Annotated in this window: 22 protein-coding genes; 18 read left to right on the forward strand and 4 right to left on the reverse strand. The window is 62.1% G+C overall.

Features of this window, described 5'->3' with window-relative positions:
• The first annotated feature begins 84 nt into the window (after positions 1-84).
• The 5 genes from PDMSB3_RS33095 (at position 85) to PDMSB3_RS33115 (ending at position 7,228) form a co-directional block, all read left to right on the forward strand.
• Positions 85-2,463 carry an acetamidase/formamidase family protein gene (locus PDMSB3_RS33095; RefSeq protein ID WP_165189150.1) on the forward strand — a complete coding sequence of 793 codons (2,379 nt, stop codon included), beginning with the start codon at positions 85-87 and terminating at the stop codon, positions 2,461-2,463.
• A 139-nt stretch (positions 2,464-2,602) separates the two neighbouring features.
• Positions 2,603-3,505, forward strand: coding sequence for a polysaccharide deacetylase family protein (locus tag PDMSB3_RS33100; protein WP_007178118.1), 903 nt, complete (start codon positions 2,603-2,605; stop codon positions 3,503-3,505).
• A 72-nt stretch (positions 3,506-3,577) separates the two neighbouring features.
• Positions 3,578-4,435 carry an ABC transporter substrate-binding protein gene (locus PDMSB3_RS33105; protein WP_007178119.1) on the forward strand — a complete coding sequence of 286 codons (858 nt, stop codon included), beginning with the start codon at positions 3,578-3,580 and terminating at the stop codon, positions 4,433-4,435.
• A 59-nt stretch (positions 4,436-4,494) separates the two neighbouring features.
• Positions 4,495-6,198, forward strand: a complete 1,704-nt coding sequence (locus PDMSB3_RS38335; RefSeq protein ID WP_007178120.1) for an amino acid ABC transporter permease/ATP-binding protein — start codon at positions 4,495-4,497, stop codon at positions 6,196-6,198.
• A gap of 13 nt (positions 6,199-6,211) precedes the next feature.
• The gene (locus PDMSB3_RS33115; protein ID WP_165189153.1) at positions 6,212-7,228 is read left to right on the forward strand and encodes an alpha/beta fold hydrolase; all 1,017 of its coding nucleotides are present in this window, start codon (positions 6,212-6,214) and stop codon (positions 7,226-7,228) included.
• Positions 7,229-7,338: 110 nt separating this feature from the next.
• Here PDMSB3_RS33115 and PDMSB3_RS33120 read toward each other — a convergent pair whose 3' ends face one another.
• Both PDMSB3_RS33120 and PDMSB3_RS33125 read right to left on the reverse strand, forming a co-directional pair.
• Positions 7,339-8,028, reverse strand: coding sequence for an MBL fold metallo-hydrolase (locus PDMSB3_RS33120; RefSeq protein WP_007178122.1), 690 nt, complete (start codon positions 8,026-8,028; stop codon positions 7,339-7,341).
• Positions 8,025-8,717: a GntR family transcriptional regulator gene (locus PDMSB3_RS33125; RefSeq protein ID WP_007178123.1), complete on the reverse strand. Its 693-nt coding sequence runs from the start codon at positions 8,715-8,717 to the stop codon at positions 8,025-8,027. The genes PDMSB3_RS33120 and PDMSB3_RS33125 overlap by 4 nt, the downstream gene beginning before the upstream one ends.
• Before the next feature lie 240 nt (positions 8,718-8,957).
• Between PDMSB3_RS33125 and pcaD the strand changes: the two genes are divergently transcribed.
• From pcaD to PDMSB3_RS33185, 12 genes are all read left to right on the forward strand, one after another.
• Positions 8,958-9,755: a 3-oxoadipate enol-lactonase gene (gene pcaD / locus PDMSB3_RS33130; RefSeq protein ID WP_007178124.1), complete on the forward strand. Its 798-nt coding sequence runs from the start codon at positions 8,958-8,960 to the stop codon at positions 9,753-9,755.
• Positions 9,756-9,777: 22 nt separating this feature from the next.
• Positions 9,778-10,536: an SDR family NAD(P)-dependent oxidoreductase gene (locus PDMSB3_RS33135; protein ID WP_165189155.1), complete on the forward strand. Its 759-nt coding sequence runs from the start codon at positions 9,778-9,780 to the stop codon at positions 10,534-10,536.
• A complete protein-coding gene (locus tag PDMSB3_RS33140) occupies positions 10,529-12,073 on the forward strand; it encodes a sugar ABC transporter ATP-binding protein (RefSeq protein ID WP_007178126.1) in 1,545 nt (514 codons plus the stop codon). Before PDMSB3_RS33135 ends, PDMSB3_RS33140 begins: the two co-directional genes overlap by 8 nt.
• Positions 12,070-13,080, forward strand: coding sequence for an ABC transporter permease (locus PDMSB3_RS33145; protein WP_007178127.1), 1,011 nt, complete (start codon positions 12,070-12,072; stop codon positions 13,078-13,080). Before PDMSB3_RS33140 ends, PDMSB3_RS33145 begins: the two co-directional genes overlap by 4 nt.
• Positions 13,077-14,120: an ABC transporter permease gene (locus PDMSB3_RS33150; protein WP_007178128.1), complete on the forward strand. Its 1,044-nt coding sequence runs from the start codon at positions 13,077-13,079 to the stop codon at positions 14,118-14,120. Before PDMSB3_RS33145 ends, PDMSB3_RS33150 begins: the two co-directional genes overlap by 4 nt.
• Positions 14,121-14,154: 34 nt before the next feature.
• Complete coding sequence (locus PDMSB3_RS33155; RefSeq protein ID WP_007178129.1) at positions 14,155-15,384, forward strand: sugar ABC transporter substrate-binding protein; 1,230 nt, start codon at positions 14,155-14,157, stop codon at positions 15,382-15,384.
• A 150-nt stretch (positions 15,385-15,534) separates the two neighbouring features.
• Positions 15,535-16,416: an amidohydrolase family protein gene (locus tag PDMSB3_RS33160; RefSeq protein WP_232064380.1), complete on the forward strand. Its 882-nt coding sequence runs from the start codon at positions 15,535-15,537 to the stop codon at positions 16,414-16,416.
• A gap of 505 nt (positions 16,417-16,921) precedes the next feature.
• Complete coding sequence (locus PDMSB3_RS33165; RefSeq protein ID WP_007178131.1) at positions 16,922-17,254, forward strand: BufA1 family periplasmic bufferin-type metallophore; 333 nt, start codon at positions 16,922-16,924, stop codon at positions 17,252-17,254.
• A 66-nt stretch (positions 17,255-17,320) separates the two neighbouring features.
• The gene (bufB, locus tag PDMSB3_RS33170; protein WP_007178132.1) at positions 17,321-18,262 is read left to right on the forward strand and encodes an MNIO family bufferin maturase; all 942 of its coding nucleotides are present in this window, start codon (positions 17,321-17,323) and stop codon (positions 18,260-18,262) included.
• The gene (locus tag PDMSB3_RS33175; protein ID WP_007178133.1) at positions 18,259-19,236 is read left to right on the forward strand and encodes a hypothetical protein; all 978 of its coding nucleotides are present in this window, start codon (positions 18,259-18,261) and stop codon (positions 19,234-19,236) included. The genes bufB and PDMSB3_RS33175 overlap by 4 nt, the downstream gene beginning before the upstream one ends.
• Complete coding sequence (locus tag PDMSB3_RS33180; protein WP_007178134.1) at positions 19,208-20,131, forward strand: HvfC/BufC N-terminal domain-containing protein; 924 nt, start codon at positions 19,208-19,210, stop codon at positions 20,129-20,131. Before PDMSB3_RS33175 ends, PDMSB3_RS33180 begins: the two co-directional genes overlap by 29 nt.
• Positions 20,128-20,625 carry a DoxX family protein gene (locus PDMSB3_RS33185; RefSeq protein WP_007178135.1) on the forward strand — a complete coding sequence of 166 codons (498 nt, stop codon included), beginning with the start codon at positions 20,128-20,130 and terminating at the stop codon, positions 20,623-20,625. Before PDMSB3_RS33180 ends, PDMSB3_RS33185 begins: the two co-directional genes overlap by 4 nt.
• A gap of 59 nt (positions 20,626-20,684) precedes the next feature.
• Here PDMSB3_RS33185 and PDMSB3_RS33190 read toward each other — a convergent pair whose 3' ends face one another.
• Positions 20,685-21,623, reverse strand: a complete 939-nt coding sequence (locus PDMSB3_RS33190) for a helix-turn-helix domain-containing protein (RefSeq protein ID WP_007178136.1) — start codon at positions 21,621-21,623, stop codon at positions 20,685-20,687.
• A gap of 378 nt (positions 21,624-22,001) precedes the next feature.
• Between PDMSB3_RS33190 and PDMSB3_RS33195 the strand changes: the two genes are divergently transcribed.
• A complete protein-coding gene (locus PDMSB3_RS33195) occupies positions 22,002-23,420 on the forward strand; it encodes a dihydrolipoyl dehydrogenase family protein (RefSeq protein ID WP_165189158.1) in 1,419 nt (472 codons plus the stop codon).
• 292 nt (positions 23,421-23,712) lie between these two features.
• Here PDMSB3_RS33195 and PDMSB3_RS33200 read toward each other — a convergent pair whose 3' ends face one another.
• Entirely contained in the window at positions 23,713-25,437 is a 1,725-nt protein-coding gene (locus PDMSB3_RS33200; RefSeq protein ID WP_007178138.1) for a methyl-accepting chemotaxis protein, read from the reverse strand.
• Positions 25,438-25,481: the final 44 nt, after the last annotated feature.

Below are 25,481 nucleotides of genomic sequence, written 5' to 3' on the forward strand. Positions count from 1 at the left end.
TAGCGCTAACGGTATTGTTACCGATGGCACGGACATTGCCTTTCAATCCGTCGACTGACGTCCGTCAGGGTCCGGGAGCCAGGGTTGGACTTACAGCGTTTCACCACCGAGTCGTACGCCGAAGTAGATCGCCTGCGCGCATGGAACGAGGCGCTCGACCGGCTTGGCCTGCGCTGCGGCGCGCCCCAGACGGCCGCGCGCCACTCGCATGGAACCATCAAATCGCGCAAATCGAGCAACGGCTTCGAGTTGATCGCGTTGGCAGCGTTCGCGCAAACCATCGAGCTCAAGGTGGACGGCGCGGACAGCCTCGTGATCATGCTGCATCTCGACGGCGGCGTAACGCTCGTCGCCGACGGTGTACGCACGCGGGTCGCGACCGGCGACATTGTTTATGCTTCCTCGCGCGAGGAAGCGCTCCTGTCGTTCGCCTCCGACTTCCGTGCGTTCGTGATCCGCGTGCCCCGCGCCGCCATCAACGCGCGCCTTCTTACGCCGTTCTCACTGCGCGCCGGACGTTTGCCCGGAGACGCCGGCATCGGTCACGTGTTCTCCGGCTTTCTGCGCTCGATTGCCGAAAGCGTGGAGACGTTGTCGCTCGACGATCTGCGTCCCCTCGAACTCGCGCTCGCGGAGTTCCTGGTCGCCAGCCTCGTCGGTCACGACAAGGAAGGCAGCTTTAGCGGACTCACGCCATCTCAGGCCGCGCTCTTTTCGCGCGTATGTCGAACCATCGAAGGCAATCTCGCTGATCCCGAGCTCGGGTTGACGTCGATAGCCAAAGACGAGCGCGTCTCGCCGCGTTATCTGCAGAAGCTGTTCGAAGCGGTCGGACAGAATTTCTCGACCTATCTGCGCTCACGCAGACTGGAGCGCTGCCGCGCGGATCTGGTCAATCCCCTGTATGAAAAGCTGTCGATTGCGGATGTCTGCTTCCGCTGGGGCTTCAACGATCCCGCGTATTTCAGCCGGGCATTTCGCGAGCAATATGGCGCGTCGCCGCGCACTTTCCGGCATGAGGCGAGCCTTGAACTGGCGCGCCATCTCGTGCGGCGAATCTCGCGCGGTCTGCCTGTCAATGCCGGCAGTCTGCTCGTGCATGCGCAACTCGCCGGGCAAGCTGCCGTTCATGAAATTGCCGACGAAACCGACACAGCAGAACCGCCTGAAGCGCCTTCCCCACCGCCACCGCCCCGCGACTCAGGCAAGCCGCGTCACCACCTGTTGCGCGCGACGGCCAACACGATTCACTGGGGTTACTTCAGTCACGATCTCAAGCCCGTGCTCGAACTGAACAGCGGCGACACGGTGACGATCGAAACACTCACGCAACACGCGTCGGATGACTGGGAGCGCATGGTGCAGGGCGATCCCGGCGCCGAAAGCGTGTTCCACTGGACCGCCGGGCGCAAGAACGTCAACCGCCGCGGCGCGGGTCCGATGGACGCGTCCATTTACGGACGTGGCGCGGGAGAAGGCTTCGGCGTGCATATCTGCACCGGGCCGATTGCCGTGCGCGGCGCGGAACCCGGCGACGTGCTGGAGGTGCGAATCCTCCACATTCACCCGCGCCGCTGCGCCAATCCGAAATTCGCCGGCCGTGCGTTCGGCAGCAATGCCGCTGCCTGGTGGGGCTTCCACTATCGCGAGTTATTGACCGAGCCGAAACCGCGCGAGGTCGTCACCATCTATGAACTCGACGCCGACGCCACGGCGGGCGAAACCGCCTGCGCGCGCGCCGTCTATAACTTCCGCTGGACACCTCAGCGCGATCCCTTTGGCGTAATGCATCCGACGATCGACTATCCCGGCGTGCCGGTCGATCATTCGACGGTAGTCGAGAATCACGACATCCTGAAGAATGTTCAGATTCCGGTACGTCCGCACTTCGGCGTGATCACCGTCGCGCCGCAGCAGGATGGTCTGATCGATTCGATTCCGCCGTCCACCTTCGGCGGAAATCTCGACAACTGGCGTGTCACGCGCGGAGCGAGCGTGTTCTTGCCAGTCGGGGTGCCCGGCGCTCTGCTCTCCGTGGGCGACCCGCATGCGTCGCAAGGGGACTCGGAACTGTGCGGCACCGCGATCGAGTGTTCGCTCACCGGCGACTTCCAGCTGGTGCTTCACAAGAAAGAGACGCTCGGCACGCAGGTATTCTCGGACCTCACGTATCCGCTGGTCGAAACCGCCGACGAATGGGTTCTTCACGGCTTCAGCTATCCGAACTATCTGGCCGAGTTCGGCACCAGTGCGCAAAGCGCCGTGTACGAAAAATCCACTCTCGATCTCGCGATGCGCGACGCGTTCATCAAAACACGGCGCTTCCTGATGACGACCAAGGGCCTTTCCGAAGACGAGGCGATCTCGCTGATCTCGGTTGCAGTCGACTTCGGCGTGACACAGGTGGTGGACGGCAACTGGGGCGTGCACGCAATCATCCGGAAGTCGCTCTTCACCGCGTGAAATAGCGCGTGGTGGCCTCCAATACGCGTGCGTACAAGAGTTTGTTCGCAGCAAGCCCGATGCTGCGATTTTGGCTTCCCTACCATGAGTTCTGACGTGAACACAGGCGTACGCGCCGTTCGACAGGACTCACTGGACCATGCATTCTCCCGCACATCGCGCGCTGCCCGGCCACGGGCGCTTTCAATATTCGCCGATCAACGGCCGCCCGGTTTACCGCTGGCCTGACGGATCCCGGCTGGCGGTCTATATCGGCTTCAACATCGAGCACTTTGCGTTCGGCGAGGGACTGGGGCCGACTATCGGTCCGGTGATGCCCGAGCCCGATGTGCTGAATCACGCGTGGCGTGAATACGCATTGAGGGTGGGCGCATGGCGCTGTCTGGATCTCTTCGATGACCTCGCGCTGCCGGCCGCGGCCATCATCAACACGGCGCTCTACGACCATTGCCCTGAGCTGGTCGCCGCGTTCGCGCAGCGTGGCGATGAACTCGTCGCGCACGGCCACACGAATTCGGAACGACAAGGAACGCTGACTGAAGACGACGAACGCGCGCTGATCGTGGCGTGTCGCGAGCGGATCGCGGCGGAGAGCGCGCAGCAGCCGGCGGGCTGGTTATCGCCGTGGCTCTCGGAGAGTCATGTCACCAGCGATCTGGTGGCCGAAGCGGGTTACCAGTACACGCTCAACTGGTGTCACGACGATCAGCCCACGCGTCTGCTTACGCGCAACGGTCAGCCGCTGTGGTCGATTCCGTATCAGGAGGAAGTCAACGACATCCCGATGATCCTTGCGCGCCAGATGGACGCGAAGTCGTTCGCCGATCTGGTGATCGACCACTTCGACGAAATGCTGCGGCAATCCGCGCGAGAACCTCTGGTGATGGGCATTGCATTGCATGCGTACCTGATGGGACAGCCGCATCGTTTGTGTCACTTGCGGCGGGCACTCGAACACATTGCCCGCGCGCGCGACGAAGGCCGGATCTGCATCACTACACCGGGTTCTATTGCGAGCCACATGGATTTTCTCGGCCATTAGTTCACTTCGTTCTCATTTCGCAATACCGCCTCTATCGCTCGTATTCCGTTTTCAACCTCAATAGGATTCGCCATGTTCATGTCAAAGGCAATCAAGCTGCTGTTATGCGCCGTCACCGGCCTTCTCCTCGCACAAGGCGCGTCCGCGCAATCGTGCGAACCGTCCAAGGTGGCCCAGAAATATCCGTCGCTTGCGGGCAAGACCATCAAGATCGGCGTGGACCCCGAGTCGCCGCCGTACGCGTTTCGTGACAGCAAGGATTTCAACAAGATCATCGGCGCCGATGCCGACATGGCTCGCGCCGTGTTCGACTGCGCGGGCGTGAAAACGGAGTTCTTCACTGCCGGCTGGCCTGGGCTGCTGCCCGCACTGCGCGCCGGACAGATCGACGTAATGTGGGACTTGCTGTACTACACACCGGAACGCGCGAAGGAAACGACCTTCGTCACGTATATGCAGGCCGGCACCGGCGGTCTGGTGGCGGCCGGCAACCCCAAGAAGATCGATGACATCTCGAAGCTCTGCGGCCTCACGGTCACGGCAGGCATCGGCACCGTCGAGCTGACGATGGCGCAAGCGCAAGCCGCCAAATGCAAAGCCGAAGGCAAACCCGATGTGACCATCATGACGTCCGCCGATATCGCGTCGGGCGCGCGCCTCGTCGCCAGTCATCGCGCCGACGTCATGATGTACGACCTGGCGCTCGTCGACGGTCTCGCGAAACAGAACCCGCAGCTCTACACCCGCGGCTTCATGGTGACGAGCGGCATGAAGATCGGCGTGGGCGTGAAGAAAGGCAACGCCGACATGATCGCCGCCGTGTCCGATGGACTCAGGATCATGCAGGCCAATCAGACGCAGAAGAAAACCTTTCAGCAGTACGGCGTGGATCCGTCGCTGGAAATGCCGGCCACACTGCTTACTCAATAAAGGCTGCCTGCGCGGCACACCGTGTCGTGTGCCGGCAGCGTCATGAATCAGGTTCTGAAATGAAGGCATTGCGTATCAAACACAACGTCGTCGGCGCGCTCGGCATGGTCGCCATGTTCGTCTTTCAGCCGGCAATGGCCGCCGGTCTGGATGGCGTTCAGGTGCTCGACGGTTTCAGGGAACTCGTGGGTTACGTCGGCTCGCCGTTCCTGCTCGGCGGCGCGTGGATCGCGGTGAAGATCACGCTGATCGCAATGTCGATCGGGCTGGTGCTCGGGCTCGGTCTTGCGCTGATGCGGCTATCGCGATTCAAGACCTTGAATTCGGCGGCGTGGGGTTATATCTGGTTCGTGCGCGGCACACCGCAACTGCTGCAACTCGTGTTCATCTTCGACGCATTGCCGCTGATCGGTTTGCGCTTCGATGAAGTCACGACCGCGGTTATCGGCTTTGCATTGAACGAGGCGGCGTTCAGCGCTGAACTGTTTCGTGCCGGTATCCTCTCGGTGAACCGTTCGCAATCCATCGCGGCCGCCGCACTCGGCATGGGACCGTTGCTCACGTTACGCCGCATTATCCTGCCCCAATCCATGCGCGCGGTGATCCCCGGTCTCGCCAACGACACCATCGGCATGTTGAAGCTCACGTCGATCGCCTCGGTGATCTTCGTCAACGAGCTCACGTTTCGCTCGCAACAGGTCGTCGGCCAGAACTTCAAGTTCTTCACCGTGTTCGGCGCGGCGGCGGTGATCTATCTGTTCCTGACGAGCGGAATCTCGTTGCTTCAGGTATGGCTCGAACGCATGTTCGATCACGAGCGCGACCGGAAACTCACGTTCTCGTGGTTCGGACTGCGCGCTTCGACGCCCGATGCGAAACCGCTCGACGCACCGGTGGTTTTGCCGGCCGCCGTCCAGGAACCGGAGACGAACGATCACGCATGGATCGGTACGCTGCTGCCCGCCGAAAGCCGCACGCCGCGGCAGCGCGATGAACCGTTTGTCGCATGCAGGAACGTCTGGAAATCGTATGGCAAGCGCGAGATTTTGCGCGGCGTCGACCTGTCGATCGCGCATGGCGAAGTGGTAGTGATCCTCGGTCCGAGCGGTTCCGGTAAAAGCACGCTGCTCAAGCTCATCAACCATCTCGAACCGCTCGACTGGGGAACGATCAAGGTCGATTCACAGTATGTGGGTTATCGGGAGGTGCCGGGAGGCGGCGGCACGGTGCGGCCTCTGCACAACCTCGCGCGCGCACGCGCCGAAGCGCGCGTGGGCATGGTGTTCCAGCATTTCAACCTGTTCAGTCATTTGAGTGCGCTGGACAATATCGTCGAGGCACAGCGGCAGGTGTATGACGTGCCGCGCGCCGAAGCAGAGGCGCTCGGCCGCGAGCTGTTGAAGAGCGTGGGCCTCGCCGCGCATGCGGATTTTCTGCCGCATCGGTTATCGGGCGGGCAGCAGCAACGGGTAGCGATTGCGCGGGCGCTCGCAATCAAACCCAAGTTGATGCTCTTCGACGAACCGACCTCGGCGCTCGATCCGGAACTTGTCGGCGAAGTGCTTGGCGTGATGCGCGGGCTCGCCGATGCCGGCATGACGATGATCGTGGTCACGCACGAAATCCGCTTTGCCCGCGATGTCGCCGACCGCGTCGTTTTCATGGATGGCGGCGAGGTCATCGAGCAAGGGACGCCGCAGCAGGTCATCGACAACCCGACTCACGAGCGCACCCGAAAATTCCTTAACGTCGTCGCCAATTAAATATGAGGCTCACATGACGGACTTCGAAACTTTCAACCTTGGCCGCGTCGTGCTGCAGTCCGGCGCGACGATGCCAGACATGCTGCTCAGCTACAAGACGTATGGCCGGCTGAATGCAGCGCGCGACAACGCGATTGTCTATCCGACGTTTTATAGCGGCAGCCATGCCGACAACGAGTGGCTGATTGGGGAGCACATGGGGCTCGATCCGCGTGAGTACTTCATCATCGTGCCGAACATGTTTGGCAACGGCGTATCGAGTTCGCCGAGCAACAACCCGCCGCCTTACGATCGTGGCCGCTTTCCGCACGTCACGCTTTACGACAACGTCGCAATGCAACATCGGCTGGTGACGGAGAAGTTCGGCATCGAATCGCTCAGGCTCGTCACCGGCTGGTCAATGGGCGCAATGCAGGCGTTCCATTGGGCCGCGATGTATCCGCAGATGGTCGAGCGCATTCTGCCCTTCTGCGGAGCCGCGCGCTGCTCGCGGCACAATTTTGTGTTTATTGAAGGCCTCAAGGCGCCATTGCTGCTGGACCCGGAATTCAAGGACGGTTTCTACGACGCACCGCCCACGCGCGGAATGCGCGCGGCGGCACGTGTGTTTGCCGGCTGGGGGTTTTCGCAGGCGTTCCTGCGTCAACGGCTCGACATGGAAGCGATGGGATATGGCTCGCTTGAAGACTTTATCACCCAGTTCTGGGAGGGCGACTTCCTGAAGAAGGACGCGAACAATATTCTGTCGATGATGTGGAGCTGGCAATACGGCGATATCTCAGCCAATCCTCTGTATCAGGGAGATTTCGATCGGGCATTGGGCAGTATCACTGCAAAGGCCATTGTGATGCCCGGACGCACGGATCTGTATTTTCCGCCGGAAGATAGCGAGTACGAGGTTTCGAAAATGCCCAACGCAGAGTTGCGGCCTATCGAGTCAGTCTGGGGGCATTTTGCGGGCGGCCCCGCGGCCAATGCTGTCGACGTCAAATTCATCGACAGTGCAGTGAGGGAAATTCTGGCTGCGTAGTGTCCGGTTTGCTTGCGCTCCGTCCCGCTCGCGCCAGATTGCTTCGCGTGGTCTGGTGCGCGTTTGCGAAGCGCGGCTTGTGAATGACCTTTGCCGCGCAGCAAACGGCGCTAGCGGACCAGCAATTCGAACGGCGCCGATTCTTCCCAGATGAAATTGCCGTCCGGCTGGCGGATCAATTCCGGGAAATGGCCAGGCACGATCCGATCGGCCCGGTCGAGAATGCGCTGAATGGTGCGCGTGCCGACGTCCACTTCGTCGAACGCCATGTCGCAGCGTTTCAGGATCGCTTCTTTCGCATACTTGATCGCGTCGCCCGCGATGATGACGCGGCCACGGTCTTCGGTTTCCAGTTCGAGTCCATAGCAGCCCGGCGTATGACCGGGAGCCGGGAAGAAATGAATGCCATGATCAAGCTGCCCCTCGCCGCTCAGAAATTCGACCTTCGATTTCGACAGTTGCTCGCGGATACCCCACGGCATCAGCAGATCGTCCGGATGCGGATGCGCCGAATATTCCCACTCGCGCTCGCTCACCACGAAGCGCGCATGCGCGAACAGATCGACGTTATGCGCATGGTCGAAGTGCAGATGCGACAGGAAGACGGTTTTGATATCGGCGGGCGCAATGCCGCGATCGCGCAGCGCCTTCAGCAAACCGAGCCGCGAGATATAGCCGCCAGTGTCGAACAGCATCAAGCCGTCCCGTCCGCGAATCAGCGTGACGTTGGCGATGCCGAGAAAATCGTGCTTGAGCCGCAGGTTGTTGCCTTGAACCAGGATCTCGTAGGTTGGCTTCATGAGGTCTCGCGTTCCTGTAGCGCCGCCGCACCGTACGTAGTGCTGACGCGGTGCGCACGCCGGAACGCGTCCAGCGGCGGCAAGATATGGTCGACGGCGAGCGCGACGAATCCCGCGCGGTCGCCGCTCCTCAACTGCTCGATCATGGTGGAGTGATGCTCGCGCGAATGAGCCAGCAGATGCGGATCGCCCACGCCATACCAGCGGATGCCGGTTGTCTCGACCCAAAGTTTTTCGATCGTCTCGGCCAGATACTGATTCGGACAGGTTGCCCAGATACGCCGGTGAAAGGCGTCGTTCAGCACGTTGACCTGCAGCAGATTGCCCGCGTCGAGTTCACGGCAATACTCCTCGTGAATCGCCTCGATCTGCGCCAGCGCCTCGGGCCTCGCCGGCATCGGCACCCGGCTCGCGGCCTCGCGCTGCAGAATCATCCTGACTTCGTAAATCTGCTCGACCTGCTGCAGCGAGAAGTCGCGCACGATCACGCCACGATTTGGCCGCCGGGTGACGAGTCCCATCCGGTCGAGATGCACCAGTGCCGCTCGCGACACATGCCGGGACACCCCGAACTGGGCGCTGATCTCCTCTTCGACGAGTCGCTGATGCGGCCGCAGGCGGCCAATGATGATGTCCGACTTGATGCTTTCGATCAGTTGCGCCGCCTGTGCGTCGGTTTTCGTGACCAAACCTGCTCCCTGAAAAAGTTGCGCCGGGCGCGCCGGTCCAGTTGCCGGACACGCCGGGAAATTGGGCGGACGCCCGCTTATATGGGGCCATTCTACCGGGCCAGAATGGCTAAAGTATTGGCGTTTACCTTTACGCCAATTTAATTGACAAAATTGTCGCCAAATTCGACACTCCGTTTCCATTGGTTCTGAATCGCGAGAAAAGCGGCTTGCAGAACAGCACAAGAAGGATGCGGAGACATGAATCGAAGGGCCGACCTCAACGGCATTCAGACCCACTACCGGTTGACCGGCAAGGCCGGCGCGCCGACGGTCATCCTCAGCCACGGGCTCGCCGCCGATCTGTCGATGTGGGCGCCACAGCTCGATATGCTGTCGCGCTCTTTCTCCGTGCTCTGCTATGACATCCGCGGCCACGGCGGCACCAGCGCCACGCCCGGCGATTACTCGCTCGCGCTGCTGGCAGACGACGTCATCGCGCTCATGGACAGCCTCGGCATTGCCAGGGCGCATTACGTCGGCCTGTCTCTGGGCGGCATGATCGGGCAGCAGCTCGGCGCCTGGCACGGCGAGCGGCTTGCGAGCCTCACGCTATGCGCGACCACCAGCAATGCGCCGAAAGCGTCGTGGGACGCCCGCGTACACGAAGCCCGCGCGCACGGCATCGCGCCGCTCGTCGAAGCGACGGTCGACCGCTGGGTCACGCCCGCGTTCAAGCGCGAGCAGCCGGAACTGATGGAGCAGATGCGCCGCATGGTGCTCGGCACGTCGCTCGACGGCTACGCGGGCAGCGCCGCCGCGATCCGCGACATGGAACTTGCGCCGGTGCTCGGCCGCATCAAAGTCCCCACGCTGGTCATCGCGGGCGAGGCCGATACCTCGACGCCGCTTCCCATCCTCGAACACATCGCCGATTCGATCCCTGGCGCCACGCTGCTGACGGTGCCCGAAGCGGCGCACATGCCCACTATGGAGCGGCCGGAACTGTGCAATCCGGCGCTCGAACGCTTTCTGCTCGCGCACTCTAGCGACCAGTAACCTCTTTCTTCAGGAGTTCCTCATGGCAGGTCGTCTCTCCGGAAAACGCATCATCATCACGGGCGCAATCGGCAACATCGGCAAGGAAGCGGCGCGCGGCTTCATCGCGGAAGGCGCGCGGGTGGTCATCGGCGACATTGCCGAAGAGGCCGGCCGCGCCGTTGCCTCGGAACTCGGCGAGGCCGCCCACTTCGTCCAGGTCGACGTGACCAGCGAGGCTAGCGTCGCCAATCTGATCGCGCGCGGCGTCGAATGGCTCGGCGGCCTCGACGCGCTGGCACAGAACGCCGGTCTGCAGCGCTCGGGCGCGATCGACGGATTCGAACAGGCCAACTGGGATGCGCTCTTCGCGGTCAACGCGCGCGCCCATTTCTTCGGCGCCAAGCACGCCATCCCGCATCTGCAGCGCTCGGGCAAGGGCTCGATCATCAACATGTCGTCGCTGGCCGGCAAGCGCGGCGGGCCGGGTCTGGTCGCTTACTCGGCGTCGAAAGGCGCGGTGATCGCGTTCACCACCGCGCTCGCGCTCGAACTCGCGCCCGACAACATCCGCGTGAACGCGATCTGCCCAGGCTGGGTCGATACCGCGTTCAACCAGCCGGCAATCGACTTCATGGGCGGCGCCGACGCCCAGCAAAAGAAGATCGCGTCGCTCGTGCCGCTGGGCCGGCAGGCGAGCGCCACGGAAATCGCGCCGCTCTTCGTCTACCTCGCATCCGACGAATCGGCGTACGTGACGGCGCAGTCGTTCGGCATCGACGGCGGTGTCTACAATGGCTGACGCACTCGCCACGTCTACGGCGGCGTCGGGTGCGGGCGCACCGAAGATTCTCGACATCCAGGGCATCGCCAAGTCATATGGCGCAACGGTCGCGGTGCGCCGTGTCTCGTTCGACATCGAGCCCGGAGAAATTCACGCACTGCTCGGCGAGAACGGCGCCGGCAAATCGACCATCGTCAAGGTGCTCTCCGGCATCGTCATACCGGACACCGGCACGCTCACGCTGGATGGCCGCGACTATGCGCCGGCCGACCCGATGGCCGCGCGCGCCGCCGGCGTCTCGACCGCGTTCCAGGAACTGAGCCTGCTGCCCAATCTGAGCGTCGCGGAAAACCTGATGCTGCCGCGCCAGGCAAAGGGCAAGGCCGGTCTCGTATCGGTCGCGCAGAGTGAGGCACGCGCCGCCAGCATGCTGTCGGAGTACGGCCTCGGCCACATTCATCCGGGCGTCTATGTACGCTCGCTGTCCCTCGCCGAAAAGCAGCGCATCGAAATCATGCGCGCCGTCGCCCGGCAGCCGCGCCTGCTCGTACTCGACGAACCGACCGCGGCGCTGTCCGACCCGACCTGGCTGTTCGACATACTCGAGCGCATCACGGCAGCAGGTACTGGCGTGCTGTATATCTCGCACCGCCTTTCCGAAGTGCGCCGGCTATGCCGCCGCGGCACGGTGCTGCGCAACGGCGAAAGCATCGAGACGGTGTCGCTCGCCGGCATCGCGGATGCGGGCATCTTCAAGATGATGGTCGGCTCCGCCGCACGCGACACCCAGGCAACCCGCAGTACAGCGAAACAAACGCGCCCGGAAGCGTTCGGCGTGACCAACCTGTCCGGCGGCACGGTGGCCGATATCACGCTTAGTGTCGGCAAGGGTGAGATCGTCGGGGTTGCGGGTCTCGAAGGTCAGGGGCAGCGGGATCTGTTCCGTATGCTCGCGGGCCTCACACCCGTTCGCGGCGGGCAGATCCGCATCGACGGCAAGACCGTGAATCTATCGAGTCCGGCCGAAGCGGCGCGAGCCGGCATCGGCTTCGTCCCCGAGGAGCGCAAGACCGAAGGCGTGTTCCTCGGCCTGCGCACCGACAGCAACATGACGCTGCCGATACTCGGCCGGCTCGGCCGCTTCGGTGTCGTCAACGGAGCGCGCGAGAAAGCCGCTGTCGACCAGCAGGCCGGGCGTGTCGACCTCGCCAGCCGCTACCTGAAGCTGAAGATCGGCGCGCTCTCCGGCGGCAACCAGCAAAAGGCGCTGATTGGCCGCGTGCTGATGTCGGGCGCACGCCACCTCGTGCTATTCGATCCCACGCGCGGCGTCGACGTCGGCACCAAGGCCGTGATCTACGACGTGATCCGCGACTTCGTCGCGCAGGGCGGCTCGGCCCTGGTGTATTCCACCGAACTCGCCGAACTGATCCACCTGGTGGACCGATGCGTGGTCATCTACCACGGAACCGTCGCAGGCGAGGCATCCGGCCCGGACCTCTCCGAACCGCGCCTCGTCGCCCTCGCGGCAGGACATGGAGTCTCAGATTCATGAACACTTTCGCTTCAGCTTCCAACTCGAACGCTCCGTTGCGGCCCGACGCGTGGTATCGGCGCGTGCTCGGCGACGGCACCACGATCATCGTCGCCATTCTCGCGGTGCTCACGGTGATCTTCGCCGCGACGCAATCCGATGCACTGAGCGCGAGCGTTCTCACCGACATTCTCAACAACAGCCTGCCGCTCGCGCTTGCGGCGGCCGGCGGCACGCTCGTCGTGCTGACGCGCGGCTTCGACCTCTCGGTTGCCGGCGTGGTGTCGCTGACCAACGTGCTGGTCGCAGTGCACGGTGGCGACGGTCCGCTGGGCGCCCTGGAGGGCGCGGCGATCGCCGTCGCTGCCGGGGCGCTGGTCGGCGCCATCAACGGCTATCTGGTTGCGTACTGGAACCTGCAGTCGATCGCACTCACGCTCGCGACGATGATCGTCTGCTCGGGCGTCACGCTGCTCATTCTCGACGCGCCCGGCGGCAACGTCTCCGACTTCATGACCTACACGATGACCGATCGCCTCGGCAAGATCGTTCCAGTCGCGCTCGTGGTCGCCGTCTGCGTCTACCTGCTCTGGCGTGCATTGAGGCGCACGGACTGGGGCGTCGGCCTCTATGCGACCGGCGCCGATGAAACCGCCGCCGTACTCGCCGGCGTGCCCGTCAAGCGCGTCAAGCTGATCGCCTATATCCTGGCGGGCGTTTGCTACGGCCTTGCCGGCTTCATGCTGACCGCGCTGACCTCGACCGGCACGCCGAACGCGGGCGAACCGTATCTGTTGCTGGTGTTTGCGGCGATCGCGCTCGGCGGCACCTCGTTCGCGGGCGGCCGTGGCGGCGTCGCAGGATCGATGCTCGGCGCGCTGACGCTCACGCTGTTGCAGAAGGTGCTGTTTTCGACCGGCGTGTCGTCGTTCTACACCGGGATTTTCCAGGGCGTCGTGATGATCGCGGCGGTTGTCGTCGCGGTGTTCTTCGCTCGCGTCAGCACTCGTGGGGAGGTCCACGCATGACCCAAGCTCCCTTGACCGGCGGCCGCCCCGCCGATACGCGCAGCGGCGACACCGCATCGGGCCTGTTTGCCCGGCTCGACCGCGACGTACGCACCGCAATCGCGCTGTTCGCCATTTCAGTCGCGCTGATCGCCGCCTCACGCGTACTCGGCCCCAACTTCGGCAGCCTCGCGCAGATGAAGGCGATCCTCGTGATCTCCAGCTTCCTGATGGTGGTCGCATTCGGCCAGCAGATGGTAATTCTGCTCGGCGGCCTCGACCTGAGCGTCGCCTCGATGATGACGCTCGGCGGTGTACTCGCGTTCAAGTGGATCGGCGGCCCCGATTCGAACGTCGTGTGGGGTGTGCCGGCGATCCTCGCGATCACCGCCGCGCTTGGCGCGTGCAGCGGCATCGGCGTGAGCCTCGTGAAAATTCCGCCGTTCATCATGACGCTGGCAATGGGCGTGATCCTGTACGGCGTCACGCTCGGCTTCACCCAGGGTACACCGACCGGCCAGCCTTCCGCCGCGCTGTCCGCGCTATTCGGGAGCACCGCGGCCGGCGTGCCGGTCCTGTATCTGATGGTGGCCGCGATCGCAGCCGGCTGCTTCCTGCAGATGCGCACGAGTTTCGGCCGCAAGCTCTACGCGCTCGGCACCAATCCGACCGCCGCCTATGTCGCCGGCCTGCCGGTGCATCGGCTCACCATCGCGACCTACGCGATCAGCGGCGCGAGCGCGGGGCTCGCCGGCATCCTGATGCTCGGCTATGTGCGCGGCGTCACGCTCACGCTCGGCCAAAGCTATCTATTGCCTTCGGTGGCGGCGGTCGTGATCGGCGGCACCTCGATTGTCGGCGGTCGCGGTATCTATCTCGGCGCCGCGGCCGGCGCGATTCTACTGACCACGCTGTCGACCATCGTGTCTTCGCTCGGCATCGCGGAAGGCTGGCGCACGATCATCTATGGCGCCGTGATTTTTGTGGCTCTGGTGCTGTTGCGCGACGACCTCGCGCTGCTCATCAGACGCAGTCGTTCCAGCAGCAGAAAACAACCTTAGAGACCGGACCACCCGGACGACATACGGAGGAAACATGAAGTTCCGAACATCCCTCAAGACCTGCGCGTTTGCACTCGCCACCGTTGCCATGCTGGCCGGCTCCGCGGTTCAAAGCCAGGCCCAGACGCCGCCCAAGAAGTACAAGATCTATCTGAGCATGAGTTACAGCGGCAACGGCTATCAAACCGAAACGTCGAACCTGATCAAGGCGCTCGCGGCAACGCCACCGTACGACAAGCTCGTCGATCTGAAGACTGTCATTTCCGGCACCGACGTGCAGGCGCAGGCCGCCGCGTATCAGAGCATGGTGTCGGCGGGCGCGGATGCCATCATCACGTTTCCGATCTCGTCGACCGGCCTGAACCGCGCTATCCACGAAGCCTGCGAAAAGCATGTGCTGGTCTACACGTATAGCGCGACGGTAACCGAGCCGTGTGCGCGCACGGTCAGCTACATCACGGCGGGCTTCGCGCCGAACACCGCGCAATGGCTCGTGAACAAGCTGAACGGCAAAGGCAATGTGTTCATCGATCGCGGCGTGGCAGGCAATTCCGTCGACAAGATGAACTACGACGGCGCGATGAGCGTGTTCAGAAAGTACCCGGCGATCAAGATCGTCGCCGAATACTACGGCATGTGGAACAGCCAGACCACGCAGCAGGAGACGGCCAAGGCGCTCGCCGCGCACCCTGACGTCGACGCGATTTTCGGCGAGAACGGCGAAGACGGTATCGTCGCCGCGATGCTCGCGAGCGGTCAGAAGAAACTCGTTCCGGTAACCGGCGAAAATACCAACGGATTTCGCCTCGCGCTCGCCAATGCCGATCTGAGAAAACGCGGTCTCGACGGCATTTCGTCGGGCGATCCGATCAACGTGTCGGGCTACGCGTTCAAGCTGATGATGGAAGAGCTGACCGGCAAGCGCAAAGTGGCGGTGCATAACATCGAATACCCGTTGCCGTGGGTGCCGGCCGACAAGGTCAAGGTGTGCACCGGCGACACGTTCGTCAACGGCTGCAACGCGTTCCCGTCGACGAAGGTGCCCGACTCGTTCAATACCGAAGTGTTCGATCCCGTGCTGACGCCGGAGCTTTCGCTGAATTCCGCGCTGCACGGCACTCCGACGCCGGGCGCAACGATCCAGCCGCTGCCCGCGAACGTCGTCAAGGCGGCACCGGATGTGCCGGGTGTGAACTGTCAGCATTGCCAGGCTCCGGCCGACCTGTTCAAACTGACGAAGGTCTCCGCGACGGTCCATCCGTAAGTCGCCGGACCTGTCAGGTTCCGTAGGCGCCGCGCAAACGCATCGGCTCTCTGGTTCGGCGCGGCCGAGCCGGAGACCGGTTGCCGAGCCGGCGTCAGGAGGCGCCGGTCGATGCCGGCTTTTTTATCCGGCCGAATGGAGGCTTTAATCTTGACCATCCCCGTGTGCGCACCGGCACGTCCCCTCTCGCGCGCGCCGAAGCGCAAGTTGCCGCCCGGCACAGTCGACTGCCATTTTCATGTATTCGGACCGGCCGAAGCATGGCCGTACGCACCAGGCCGCAGCTACACGCCGCCCGATGCGACGCTGGCTGACTACGAGCGGCTTGCCGAGACATTCGGCATCTGCCGCTCGGTGATCATCCAGCCGAGTCCGTACGGCATGGATAACCGGCGCAGTCTGCAAGCCATCGCAGACAGCCGGCTGGAGATGCGTGCAGTGGTGGTGGTCGAGCCGACCGTCAGCGACGCCGAACTCGCCGAGTACCACCGTCTCGGTGCGCGCGGCGTGCGTCTGAATCTGCTGTTCGGCGCCGGGCTCGCCATCGAAACCGCTGACGTGCTCGCGCGGCGCATCCGCGAGTTGGACTGGCATCTGCAATTTCTCGCGGACGTATCCACGATCGACGATCTGCCCAGACTCGTGCAGCGTCTGCGCGTGCCGGTGGTGTTCGATCATCTTGGTCACGTGCCGACGCATAAGGGCACAGGCAATGCAGGTTTCCAGAATCTGCTCGCGCTGGTGCGCGAAGGACTCGCGTGGGTCAAGCTGTCCGGGCTCTATCGCAGCACCGGTTTGACGAACACGCCCTACGACGATACGCGGCCTTTCATCGACGCGTTGATCGACGCGAACCCGAGGCAGCTTTTATGGGGCACGGATTGGCCCCATCCGTCGATCGCGGTGCCCATGCCCGACGATACCGACCTCGTCGATCAGTTCGGCGCATGGGTCGAAGACGAGGCACTCCGGCAAGCTATCCTGGTCGACAACCCGGAGCGGCTTTACGGATTTGAGCCGTACGTTAGCTAGATATTCCCGCACTGCACACGGCGCGTTCGCCCGCCGTTGACACGGCGGCGAGGGAGGGGGCGCGTCTCGGGAATAGTGCAGTTCGATCGCCGGCCCCTTATCCCGCAACTGCGCGCCCGATCTTCGTTCGGCATGGTTCGCTACGATCGCCTGTTCGTATCGCACCGTATCTTCGGTTCACGTTGATACACGCGTACACAGAACCCGTCTTCCCCGACCTAGGTCGGGTATATCCGCGCGCTCGAACACGGTCATCGGTTCGCGCCGGGTTACAGCCGCCGCGCCAATGGTGAAGACAGAAGCAATCCCATACCAAATGGCACAAGAGCGTGCAATCTTCCGCTGGCACCCATTCCGTATGCTGACTGTGCTGCGACTCACCGTCGCGAGCTTGCCAGTGCGGGCTGGGCATGAGCGTACGTGCCGTACGCTCCCACACGCACGGGCGCCAGCCTGATTGCCAGGTCTTCAGAGCATTGCTCTCTCTTAACGTTGGAGAAATCGTATGGCCGACTATAAAACCACCACTTTCGTCGCCGGCGCATTCGCCGCGGCGCTTGCCGCGATGACGGCCACGCCCGCGAGTGCAGAGGAATTCACCGCGGCACAGAAGAAGATTCAGGCCGAGCATACCGCCCTCGTCAAATCCGGCAAGGTCGAGCCCTGTTTCGGCACGGCTCTGAAGGGGCAGAACGATTGCTACGCCGGTGCGGGTACGACCTGCGCCGGAACGAGCAGTGCTGACTATCAGGGCAACGCATTCAAGCTGGTGCCCAAAGGAACCTGTACCACCATCTCCACGCCGAGCGGACCCGGCAGCCTGTCTCCCAAGGTTTAAAGATCGCCCAGCGGCCGGGCGCCGTCACGCCCGGCCCCGCAGTCCAAATCGCAATAACGGTTGGCCATGTCAGAGTCGCTACGCCCGGATGTCCAATGGAGCCTGCCTCATCGCGCCGGAGTTGGGCTTAAAGCCGAACATTACCGCACGATTCTCGAATCGCAGCCGGACATCGGCTTCTTCGAGGTTCATGCGGAAAATTATATGGGCGCGGGCGGGCCACCACACCGCTTTCTGTCAGCCATACGCGAGTCCTATCCTCTATCGCTTCATGGTGTCGGCCTGTCGATTGGTGCGGACCGTCCTCTCGACCGGAATCATCTCGAACGGCTCAAGGAACTCATTGCACGCTATACCCCCGGGTTGTTTTCCGAGCACCTTGCCTGGTCGAGCCACGACTGCGGCTTCCTCAACGACCTATTGCCGGTTCCCTACACGGTGGAGAGCCTGACACGTATCGTGGACCATATCGACGAGGTGCAGGAGGTTCTCGGCCGGCAAATGTTGCTGGAAAACCCCTCTACCTACCTGGCCTTCAAGGAAAGCACCTACTCGGAGATCGACTTCATTGCCACCGTCGCGCGGCGCACGGGATGTGGTCTCCTGCTCGACGTCAATAACGTGTACGTCGCGTCGATCAACCAGCAGTGGGATCCTTTTGCATATATTGACGCGTACCCGCTCGCGGCCGTGCAGGAGATCCATCTGGCCGGTCACGCGGAGGAGGCAGACGAAAAAGGTCGCCCGCTGCTGATTGACAGTCACGACCGTCATGTCGCAGACATCGTATGGAACCTTTTCGCACGAGCGATCCACCAGACCGGTCCAATTCCCACGTTGATCGAGTGGGACGCGAACATACCCGACTGGCCAGCCCTCAAAGCGGAAGCCGAACTGGCCGACGCTGTCATTCAGGCGGCGACGCAACCTGCAAGTGCCGACCATGTAATAAGGCGGCCGCAGTCCGGCATGACGCGGCGCCAGTTTAAAGAGGCACAGACACTATGATCAAGCGGCAAGTCCTTGTCTATTATGCGTGGAGTCGGCCGGGCGAGAACGGTGCGCCTCTCCATGTGATCGAAGACCGATTTCCGACACTGTTTGAAAGCCGCAGAATGGTTTTCCCGAGATTCCATGAACTCTCGAACCCGAGCCAGTTTGAGCAGAGCGTCGCGGGTTTTCTCGACCATATCATGAAGCGCAATTTCACCGCCTTCGTCGATCTGGCGGCAACACTGACTGGCCAGAGCGTGACGGAAATCGAGCGTGTCGCGGACGACGGGTTGCTCACGCCACTTGATGCGCACCTTCTCCGCGGTGTCGACACGCTGATCGTCATTAGCTTCGACTCGCTTAGAACGGCTCAAGATGCAGAAAGCGAGGAAATCGAAGCGCTCAAAACGTTCCTGGAACAGCCCGACCATCTCGCCTTCATCTGCCCGCATCACGACATCGGCGACGTAACGGACCTCCCGGAAAGCGAACAATTGCCCCGTCAGATTGCGGAGTTCCAGCATCACGGCGACACGACGATTCCGCCCCGGCAACGGTTCGGTGGCTTCGCACGGTCGCTCCTCGCGGGGCTCGGCGTACCCGTGGAAAACCGTTTTGGACTCAGACCCGCGGCCGAAGCAGACGGATCCCCAGCGCCCATAGAAGCCGAAACCTCTCTCGATCGATTAGGCTTGCTTCATAAAGTCAGCACTTTCAATCGACACCCGCATCTGCCGCAACTCGAACGTCTCGGCGATGCTGTTCGCAAACTTGATGTCCTGGCCCGTCAGCGAGTCGATCCCACCGCTCCGCCGCATCCCTTTACGCTCGACCGCGCGACATTCGATGCCCTCCTGCAATCTCGGCCGGACACATTCATCGGCAGCCTGCTGGTTAGCGATACCACGCTCTGGAGTTCAACCGCCGGCGGCGTCGACAGCCTTCGCGAGCTGTGGACGAATGTGGTTCAACGCCCGCTTCGGTCGTGAGAGCGCAATGGCACGCCAGGAACCATCTCAAGCATCGGCCGCACAGCCGCGCGGCAGCGCTGGCAACACAGGCCTGAACCCCGATTGCTTATGCGAACGTCAGGGAAACTTCGCCGCGGCGCTATTGGAACCCAATATGCCTGTCCCCGTCGGCCTGGTTGGCCCCGATCAGGAGCCGATCAAGAAACGCTTCGACGTCTATCGGAACAATGTCGTAGCTGGCCTCGTCGAGGCGCTAAAGGCTGCTTTTCCCGCAGTGTGCCGCATCACGGGCGATGAATTTTTCGTGGCGATGGCACGCGTCCAGGTCGCGCTCGAACCGCCGAAGTCACCCATCATGCTTGACTATGGCGACACGTTCCCGGATTTCATCGAAACGTTCGAGCCGGCGAAGAGTGTGCCGTATCTGCCCGATGTCGCCCGGCTCGAGCGCGCGTGGGTAGAGGCATATCACGCCGCAGAAGCGCCCCCAACCGACGCCGCCTTGCTCGCTCTGCTTGCCACGATTGATTCCCAGCGCCTTGCGCAGCTTAGTTTGAAGCTGCATCCTTCGCTGCGCGTAGTACGGTCGCCTTTTCCCATCGTCCAGATATGGTTGACGAACATTGACGGCGGCGTGCCCACCGCGATCGACATCTCCAGCGGAGGCGAGAATGCGCTTGTCGTACGCCCCTTTGCCGAGGTTGAAGTTCGCCGCGTACCTGCTGGCGCAGCGAGTTTCATCCTGAGCCTCTCGGCTGGGGCGACGGTCGCCGATGCGACAACGTTCGCTCTCGCCGACGATTCCGGCTTCGACCTGGCTGGGGCGCTTCGAGATCTATTCGCGATCAATGCGATCGCCGGGTGGGACATGAAAGAAGGTTTCGATTGCAAACCGATTGCGAGGTACGCATGAATCAACCTGGCACACGCACGAAAGGCCGCTTCGAACTGTTGATTCGCACGGCCCTGGAACAAATCCAGGCAATCGCGCAGGTTATCGCACCGCCAATGCTGAGGATTGCTCTAGCGCTTCCTTTCTTCCGGTCTGGTCTTACTCGATGGGACGGACTCCTGTCCATTTCCCCGGCAACGCTGTTCCTGTTCGAGAATCAATTCAAAGTTCACATCTTCGGCGCAGCCTACAATTTTCCTGCGCCTGACACGGTCGCATTTATCGTTGCCGTGGCGGAAATAACGCTCCCCATTCTGCTCGTGCTGGGATTCGCAACCAGGTTTGCGGCTCTAGCTCTGCTGGTAATGACGGCGGTGATCCAGTCGGTGTTCCCTGACGGCTGGGCGAACTTCCATCTCTATTGGGCGTCGCTCGCCGTTGGGATCATGGCGCTCGGCCCAGGAGCGCTGTCGCTGGATCGCCTGATAGCCCACTGGTTATATCCGCGAATCTGAAGATACGATCCAAACGTATTCCGGCGCCTACAGGCGGTTCGACTTAAGCGCCAGGCGCGTCAATCTCCTGCGCCTTTCATCGCGCGCCGCCGACCATGCTCGCGCGCGAACGCGGCAGGCGTGCGACCAACGTGACGGTGAAAACGCCTTGTAAAGTGACTCTGATCCGCAAAGCCCGTCATGAGTGCAACTTCCGCAAGCGGGATTGCCGTTTCCATGATTAACGATTGAGCGCGGCGAATCCGGCACTGCTCGACAAAGCCGATCGCCGTCATACCCGTGCTCCGCTTGAACAGCCGGGTAAAGTGAAAACGGCTCACATTCACTATGCCGGCGAGTTCGACGAGTCCTATTGGCCTGTCCAGATTGTCTTCGATATATCGGGTAAGGCGAGCCAATTCGACTTTGCTCAACGCCGGCAGCACCGGCGGTGCAATGGGCTCATATATGTTGTAGCTTCGAAGCAGATGCGCTGCCAGCGCGAACGAAACATGATCGACAATGAGGGCCTGCGCTGCGTGAGGCTTGCGATCGAGTTCCCCAATAAGGATCTGCGCCATGTGTTCGATAACGGGATCTCGCGTCTCAAACACATTCCGGATCTCGATCTGCGAAGTGGCGTGACGCCCAATCTGCTCGCCCGCGGATTCAATAAGCGCCGTCGGAATCCGCAACCTCGCCGTTGCAGATGCACTGCCCTCCCAAAGCGAGTCGTAGCCGGCCGGCATGAGCATTGAAACACCTGCGGAGACGAGGCTTTCGTGAACGCTCCCATCTCGCCCCTGAACGAGACGCGCACTCCCATAGGGGCAGTAACAGATCAGATGATGATCGAGGGCAGGATATCTCTCGGACACGTCGGGGAGCGGAGCGTACATGTCCACAGTAACGCCAGACCATTCGCGCTCACGCGTCGTCGCCGTGGGACGATGCGATAAGACATGCACGATCTCATCGATGGTTACAGGCTTATCGGCGGTTTGCTGAATCGTTGACATGTCACGGTGCGGGAACTGCTTGCTGCGGGAAAGCCCGGACCAGCGTTGACCACTGCTGTCCACCCTGAACCTATGTCGGGCCTTGCGATTGAAGTGGCAAGCTCGAGCGGAAATGCTATCACGAAAATATTCCGGCGGAGGTCGCAGTGAACCGCTCCGCACCACGATAAAGTCGGGCACTATCCCGCGATGGATGGAAACGCAGCTCTGCTCATCGAGCATCGACCAAAGCGAGCACGACTGTTCAATTCGGCTTTCGTTTGATCTGATACGCTCGACTCATCCTCTCTATATCCGGGCCAGATTTGAATGGCCGCGGCGGCGCATGTCGATCCCGTTCATTACCCCTCCCTGATGGGAGCTCTGGGCACAAGACTGATGAACCATTACGACGTCATCGTCATTGGATGCGGCGCAGGCGGTTACAACACCGCCATTCGCGCGGGCCAGCTCGGCCTTTCCGTTGCCTGTGTCGAACGGGCGTCGAATATAGGTGGAACCGGCATCCGGACCGGCTGCATTCCGTCCCGATTGCTGCTTCATACTTCTGAAATATACGACCTGGCCAGCAAGGGTAAGAACGCCGCATTGGGAATCGACTGCGCACCAACGCTTAACCTGGCGCGGATGATGGCCTATAAAGCAGCGACCGTTGAAAAGATGTCGAAAAGCATTCACAAACTGCTGCGTAAGCAAGGCGTGACACTGATCTATGGCGACGCGCTGCTGGCCGCGGCGGGACATGTCATCGTCAGGAAAGCCGGCGGTATGCAGCAAATCCTGTCCGGAACATCCATTGTGATTGCCACCGGCTCCGAGCCAGTGCCGCTTCCGTTTGCCGCTTTCGATCGCATACGCATTCTCGATTCGGCTGACGCGTTGTCGCTCGACCGTGTGCCGCGGCATCTGGCGATTATCGGCGCCGGTGCGGTAGGCGTCGAGCTTGGCTCGATCTGGCAGCGCCTAGGCTCGCGCATCACCCTCATCGAGCGCTGCGATCGCATTTGCCACTGGCTCGACCGCGACGTAACGGCCACCCTGGAGCGCTCGCTCAAGCGACGAGGCATTGACATCAGATTGTCGAGCGACGTTGTCGGGCTCGATAAGCACTCCGATAGTGTGTCGGTTCTGCTGCGCAGCACGGCATCTGGCGAGATCGCCACCATCGACGCAGACATGGTGCTCGTCGCTATCGGCCGCCGGCCATCGACGGCCGGGCTCGACCTGGCGAGCGTCGGCATGCAAGCCGGCCCCGAAGGCGTATTGCCTCGGCAGGGACCGCTAGCACCCGTGACGCCCACAAAAAATAGTCCCGGCATATGGGTGGTCGGCGACGCCGCAACCGGCCCGATGCTGATGTCCAAAGCCGAAGAAGAAGCGATAGCCTGCGCCGAACGGATCGCCGGCCTGCCCGGATTCGTCAACTATCCGTCAATTCCCCAGGTTCTCCGTACAAGCCCCGAAGTCGCCATGATCGGGAAAACCGAGGACGAACTTCGGGGAACCGGAGCAGCGTATAGAGTCGGCTACTATCCGCTCGCCGCGAATGCACGCGCCGCAATCTGCGGCACCGCCGAGGGATTTGTGAAACTGTTGGTCGACTCCGGTACGAATCTCATCGCGGGGGCTCACCTCATCGGGCCGGGAGCAGCTGATCTGATTTCACAAGTAGCCGTTGCGATGGAAGCCTCCATGATCTGCGAAGACTTTGCGCGAATCTGTCACCCCTATCCGGTCTGGTCGGAGGCACTCCGTCAGGCGGCAATGGCCGCAGGCGGATGGATGATGCACGCATAGCGCATTACCCCAACGATCTGGCAATGCAAACGGCAACGGTGTGGGATCGCGACTGCGTATAGCGACCTAAGTTCAGTTTCGCGAGCCGCGCACACTGAATCGCGATTCCTGCAGACCGACCTCCCGAACCAGATCTCGCACCAGTTCGTCCGTCACCTCGCCGGCTTGCGACGGTGAGTCGCAGCACAGTCAGCATACGGAATGGGTGCCAGCGGAAAATTGCACGCTCTTGTGCCATTTGGTACGGGATTGCGAGATGCAAGTCAGGGTTGACGGTGAGCCTTTTTTTCGCTCAGAATGCGTGCCAGTCGTCACCCGTACCGGCGGCGGCCAGCGCGGGTGTGGACTTCCGCACCACGGGCGCAGCGCCCTTGCTAGCTATCTGGGCCCGCGAAGCCGGGTGCCGGAGCGGCTCCGGCCGCGGCCGCGCCGGCTGGCCGGCGACCGCAGCACCCACCCGGAAGAACGCCACCGCCTCGGTCAGTTGTCGCCCCTGATCCTCCAGCGATGTCGAAGCCGCCGCCGCTTCCTCTACGAGCGCGGCGTTCTGCTGCGTAACTTCGTCCATCTGCGTAATCGCCTGGTTGACCTGCTCGATGCCACGGCTCTGCTCGCTCGAAGCCGCAGCGATTTCACCCATGATGTCGGTCACGCGAGCCACCGCCTGCGTGACTTCAACCATCGTTTTGCCGGCTTCATCCGCGAGCGTCGTGCCGTTGTGGATCTTCTGCACCGAGGCACCGATCAGATCCTTGATCTCCTTTGCCGCACTCGACGAGCGCTGCGCAAGACTTCTCACTTCACTCGCCACCACCGCGAAGCCACGGCCCTGCTCACCCGCACGCGCGGCTTCCACCGCGGCGTTGAGCGCCAGGATGTTGGTCTGGAACGCAATGCCTTCGATGATCCCGGTGATATCCGCAATCTTCGTCGAACTCTCGCTGATGTCGGTCATCGTCTCCACGACCTGCCCGACCACGGCGCTGCCTTTTTGCGCGACTTCCGATGCATTGGCCGCCAACGCGCTTGCCTGCTGTGCGTTCTCCGCGTTCTGCTTCACCGTGGAAGTCAGTTCCTCCATGCTCGAAGCGGTTTCCTGTAGCGACGAAGCCTGCTGTTCAGTGCGCGACGAAAGATCCTGGTTGCCCGAAGCAATCTCGCTCGACCCGGTGGCAATATTGTCCGCTGAGGTCCGAACCTGAGCGATCAGCTTGACGAGACTGGCCTGCATCTCGCCCATCGAGGCAAGCACGCTGCCGCGTGGCGCCGCCTGCGCACCCGGCACAAGGCTCAGATCTCCGCCCGCCACACGCCGCGTCACCTCGCCCAGCTCGGCAGGCTCCGCCCCCAGCGCTCGCGTCACGCTACGGGTGATGAGGAATGCGGCAACGCCCGCCGCTGCGATCGCCGCCAGGCAGATACCAATCAGCAGCATGCGCTGCGTCGCGTAGCGTGCGGCCGACTCCTGCAGCAATTCCTGCGACCGGAAACTCGCGAAATCGCTATACGCATCGGTCGCCTTGACCAGCGCGGCCAGCAGTGGACGGCACTGCTCGTTCATCATGGTGATCGACTCATCGTGCCGGTTGTTTAACGCAGCGCTCACAATCGCGAGCGCGACCGGCCCGTACTGCGCCTCGACCCGATCGATGTCGGCCACGAGAGCACGCGCCTTCTCGCTCGAGTCGGTTGCGACCGCAAGCATCTCCTTCAATTGCCTGAGCCGTGCCTGCACATCTTCATGTGCCCGTGTCACCGCGGCTTTTTCTATTTCCAGATCCGCTGCCTTTGTCACAAGCACCAGATTTCGCGCGGCGATTGCGCGGCGGTCGACCGCTGTACGAATCTGCTCGGCTACCTGCGCGCGAGCGCTAATTCCGCTCACGTAACCCGAGAAGCGCCCATTCATATCATTCAATGCGTTCAGCGCGAGAATCGATACCACCACCACCAGAAACACGAGCAGGCTAAACGCCGCCATGAGCTTCGCACGTATCGTCATCTTGTTGAAATTCATGCTTCATCTCCATCGATTCAATTTCTAAACGTCTGGTTGCCATT

The sequence above is a fragment of the Paraburkholderia dioscoreae genome, from assembly GCF_902459535.1.
In the GTDB taxonomy this organism is placed as follows: domain Bacteria; phylum Pseudomonadota; class Gammaproteobacteria; order Burkholderiales; family Burkholderiaceae; genus Paraburkholderia; species Paraburkholderia dioscoreae.

Coding starts and splice junctions, on each gene's coding strand:
- PDMSB3_RS33100 (WP_007178118.1), top strand. CDS start 2,603: ATGCATTCTCCCGCACATCGCGCGCTGCCCGGCCACGGGCGCTTTCAA.
- PDMSB3_RS33105 (WP_007178119.1), top strand. CDS start 3,578: ATGTTCATGTCAAAGGCAATCAAGCTGCTGTTATGCGCCGTCACCGGC.
- PDMSB3_RS38335 (WP_007178120.1), top strand. CDS start 4,495: ATGAAGGCATTGCGTATCAAACACAACGTCGTCGGCGCGCTCGGCATG.
- PDMSB3_RS33115 (WP_165189153.1), top strand. CDS start 6,212: ATGACGGACTTCGAAACTTTCAACCTTGGCCGCGTCGTGCTGCAGTCC.
- PDMSB3_RS33120 (WP_007178122.1), bottom strand. CDS start 8,028: ATGAAGCCAACCTACGAGATCCTGGTTCAAGGCAACAACCTGCGGCTC.
- pcaD (WP_007178124.1), top strand. CDS start 8,958: ATGAATCGAAGGGCCGACCTCAACGGCATTCAGACCCACTACCGGTTG.
- PDMSB3_RS33135 (WP_165189155.1), top strand. CDS start 9,778: ATGGCAGGTCGTCTCTCCGGAAAACGCATCATCATCACGGGCGCAATC.
- PDMSB3_RS33140 (WP_007178126.1), top strand. CDS start 10,529: ATGGCTGACGCACTCGCCACGTCTACGGCGGCGTCGGGTGCGGGCGCA.
- PDMSB3_RS33145 (WP_007178127.1), top strand. CDS start 12,070: ATGAACACTTTCGCTTCAGCTTCCAACTCGAACGCTCCGTTGCGGCCC.
- PDMSB3_RS33150 (WP_007178128.1), top strand. CDS start 13,077: ATGACCCAAGCTCCCTTGACCGGCGGCCGCCCCGCCGATACGCGCAGC.
- PDMSB3_RS33155 (WP_007178129.1), top strand. CDS start 14,155: ATGAAGTTCCGAACATCCCTCAAGACCTGCGCGTTTGCACTCGCCACC.
- PDMSB3_RS33165 (WP_007178131.1), top strand. CDS start 16,922: ATGGCCGACTATAAAACCACCACTTTCGTCGCCGGCGCATTCGCCGCG.
- bufB (WP_007178132.1), top strand. CDS start 17,321: ATGTCAGAGTCGCTACGCCCGGATGTCCAATGGAGCCTGCCTCATCGC.
- PDMSB3_RS33175 (WP_007178133.1), top strand. CDS start 18,259: ATGATCAAGCGGCAAGTCCTTGTCTATTATGCGTGGAGTCGGCCGGGC.
- PDMSB3_RS33180 (WP_007178134.1), top strand. CDS start 19,208: ATGTGGTTCAACGCCCGCTTCGGTCGTGAGAGCGCAATGGCACGCCAG.
- PDMSB3_RS33185 (WP_007178135.1), top strand. CDS start 20,128: ATGAATCAACCTGGCACACGCACGAAAGGCCGCTTCGAACTGTTGATT.
- PDMSB3_RS33190 (WP_007178136.1), bottom strand. CDS start 21,623: ATGTCAACGATTCAGCAAACCGCCGATAAGCCTGTAACCATCGATGAG.
- PDMSB3_RS33195 (WP_165189158.1), top strand. CDS start 22,002: ATGAACCATTACGACGTCATCGTCATTGGATGCGGCGCAGGCGGTTAC.
- PDMSB3_RS33200 (WP_007178138.1), bottom strand. CDS start 25,437: ATGAATTTCAACAAGATGACGATACGTGCGAAGCTCATGGCGGCGTTT.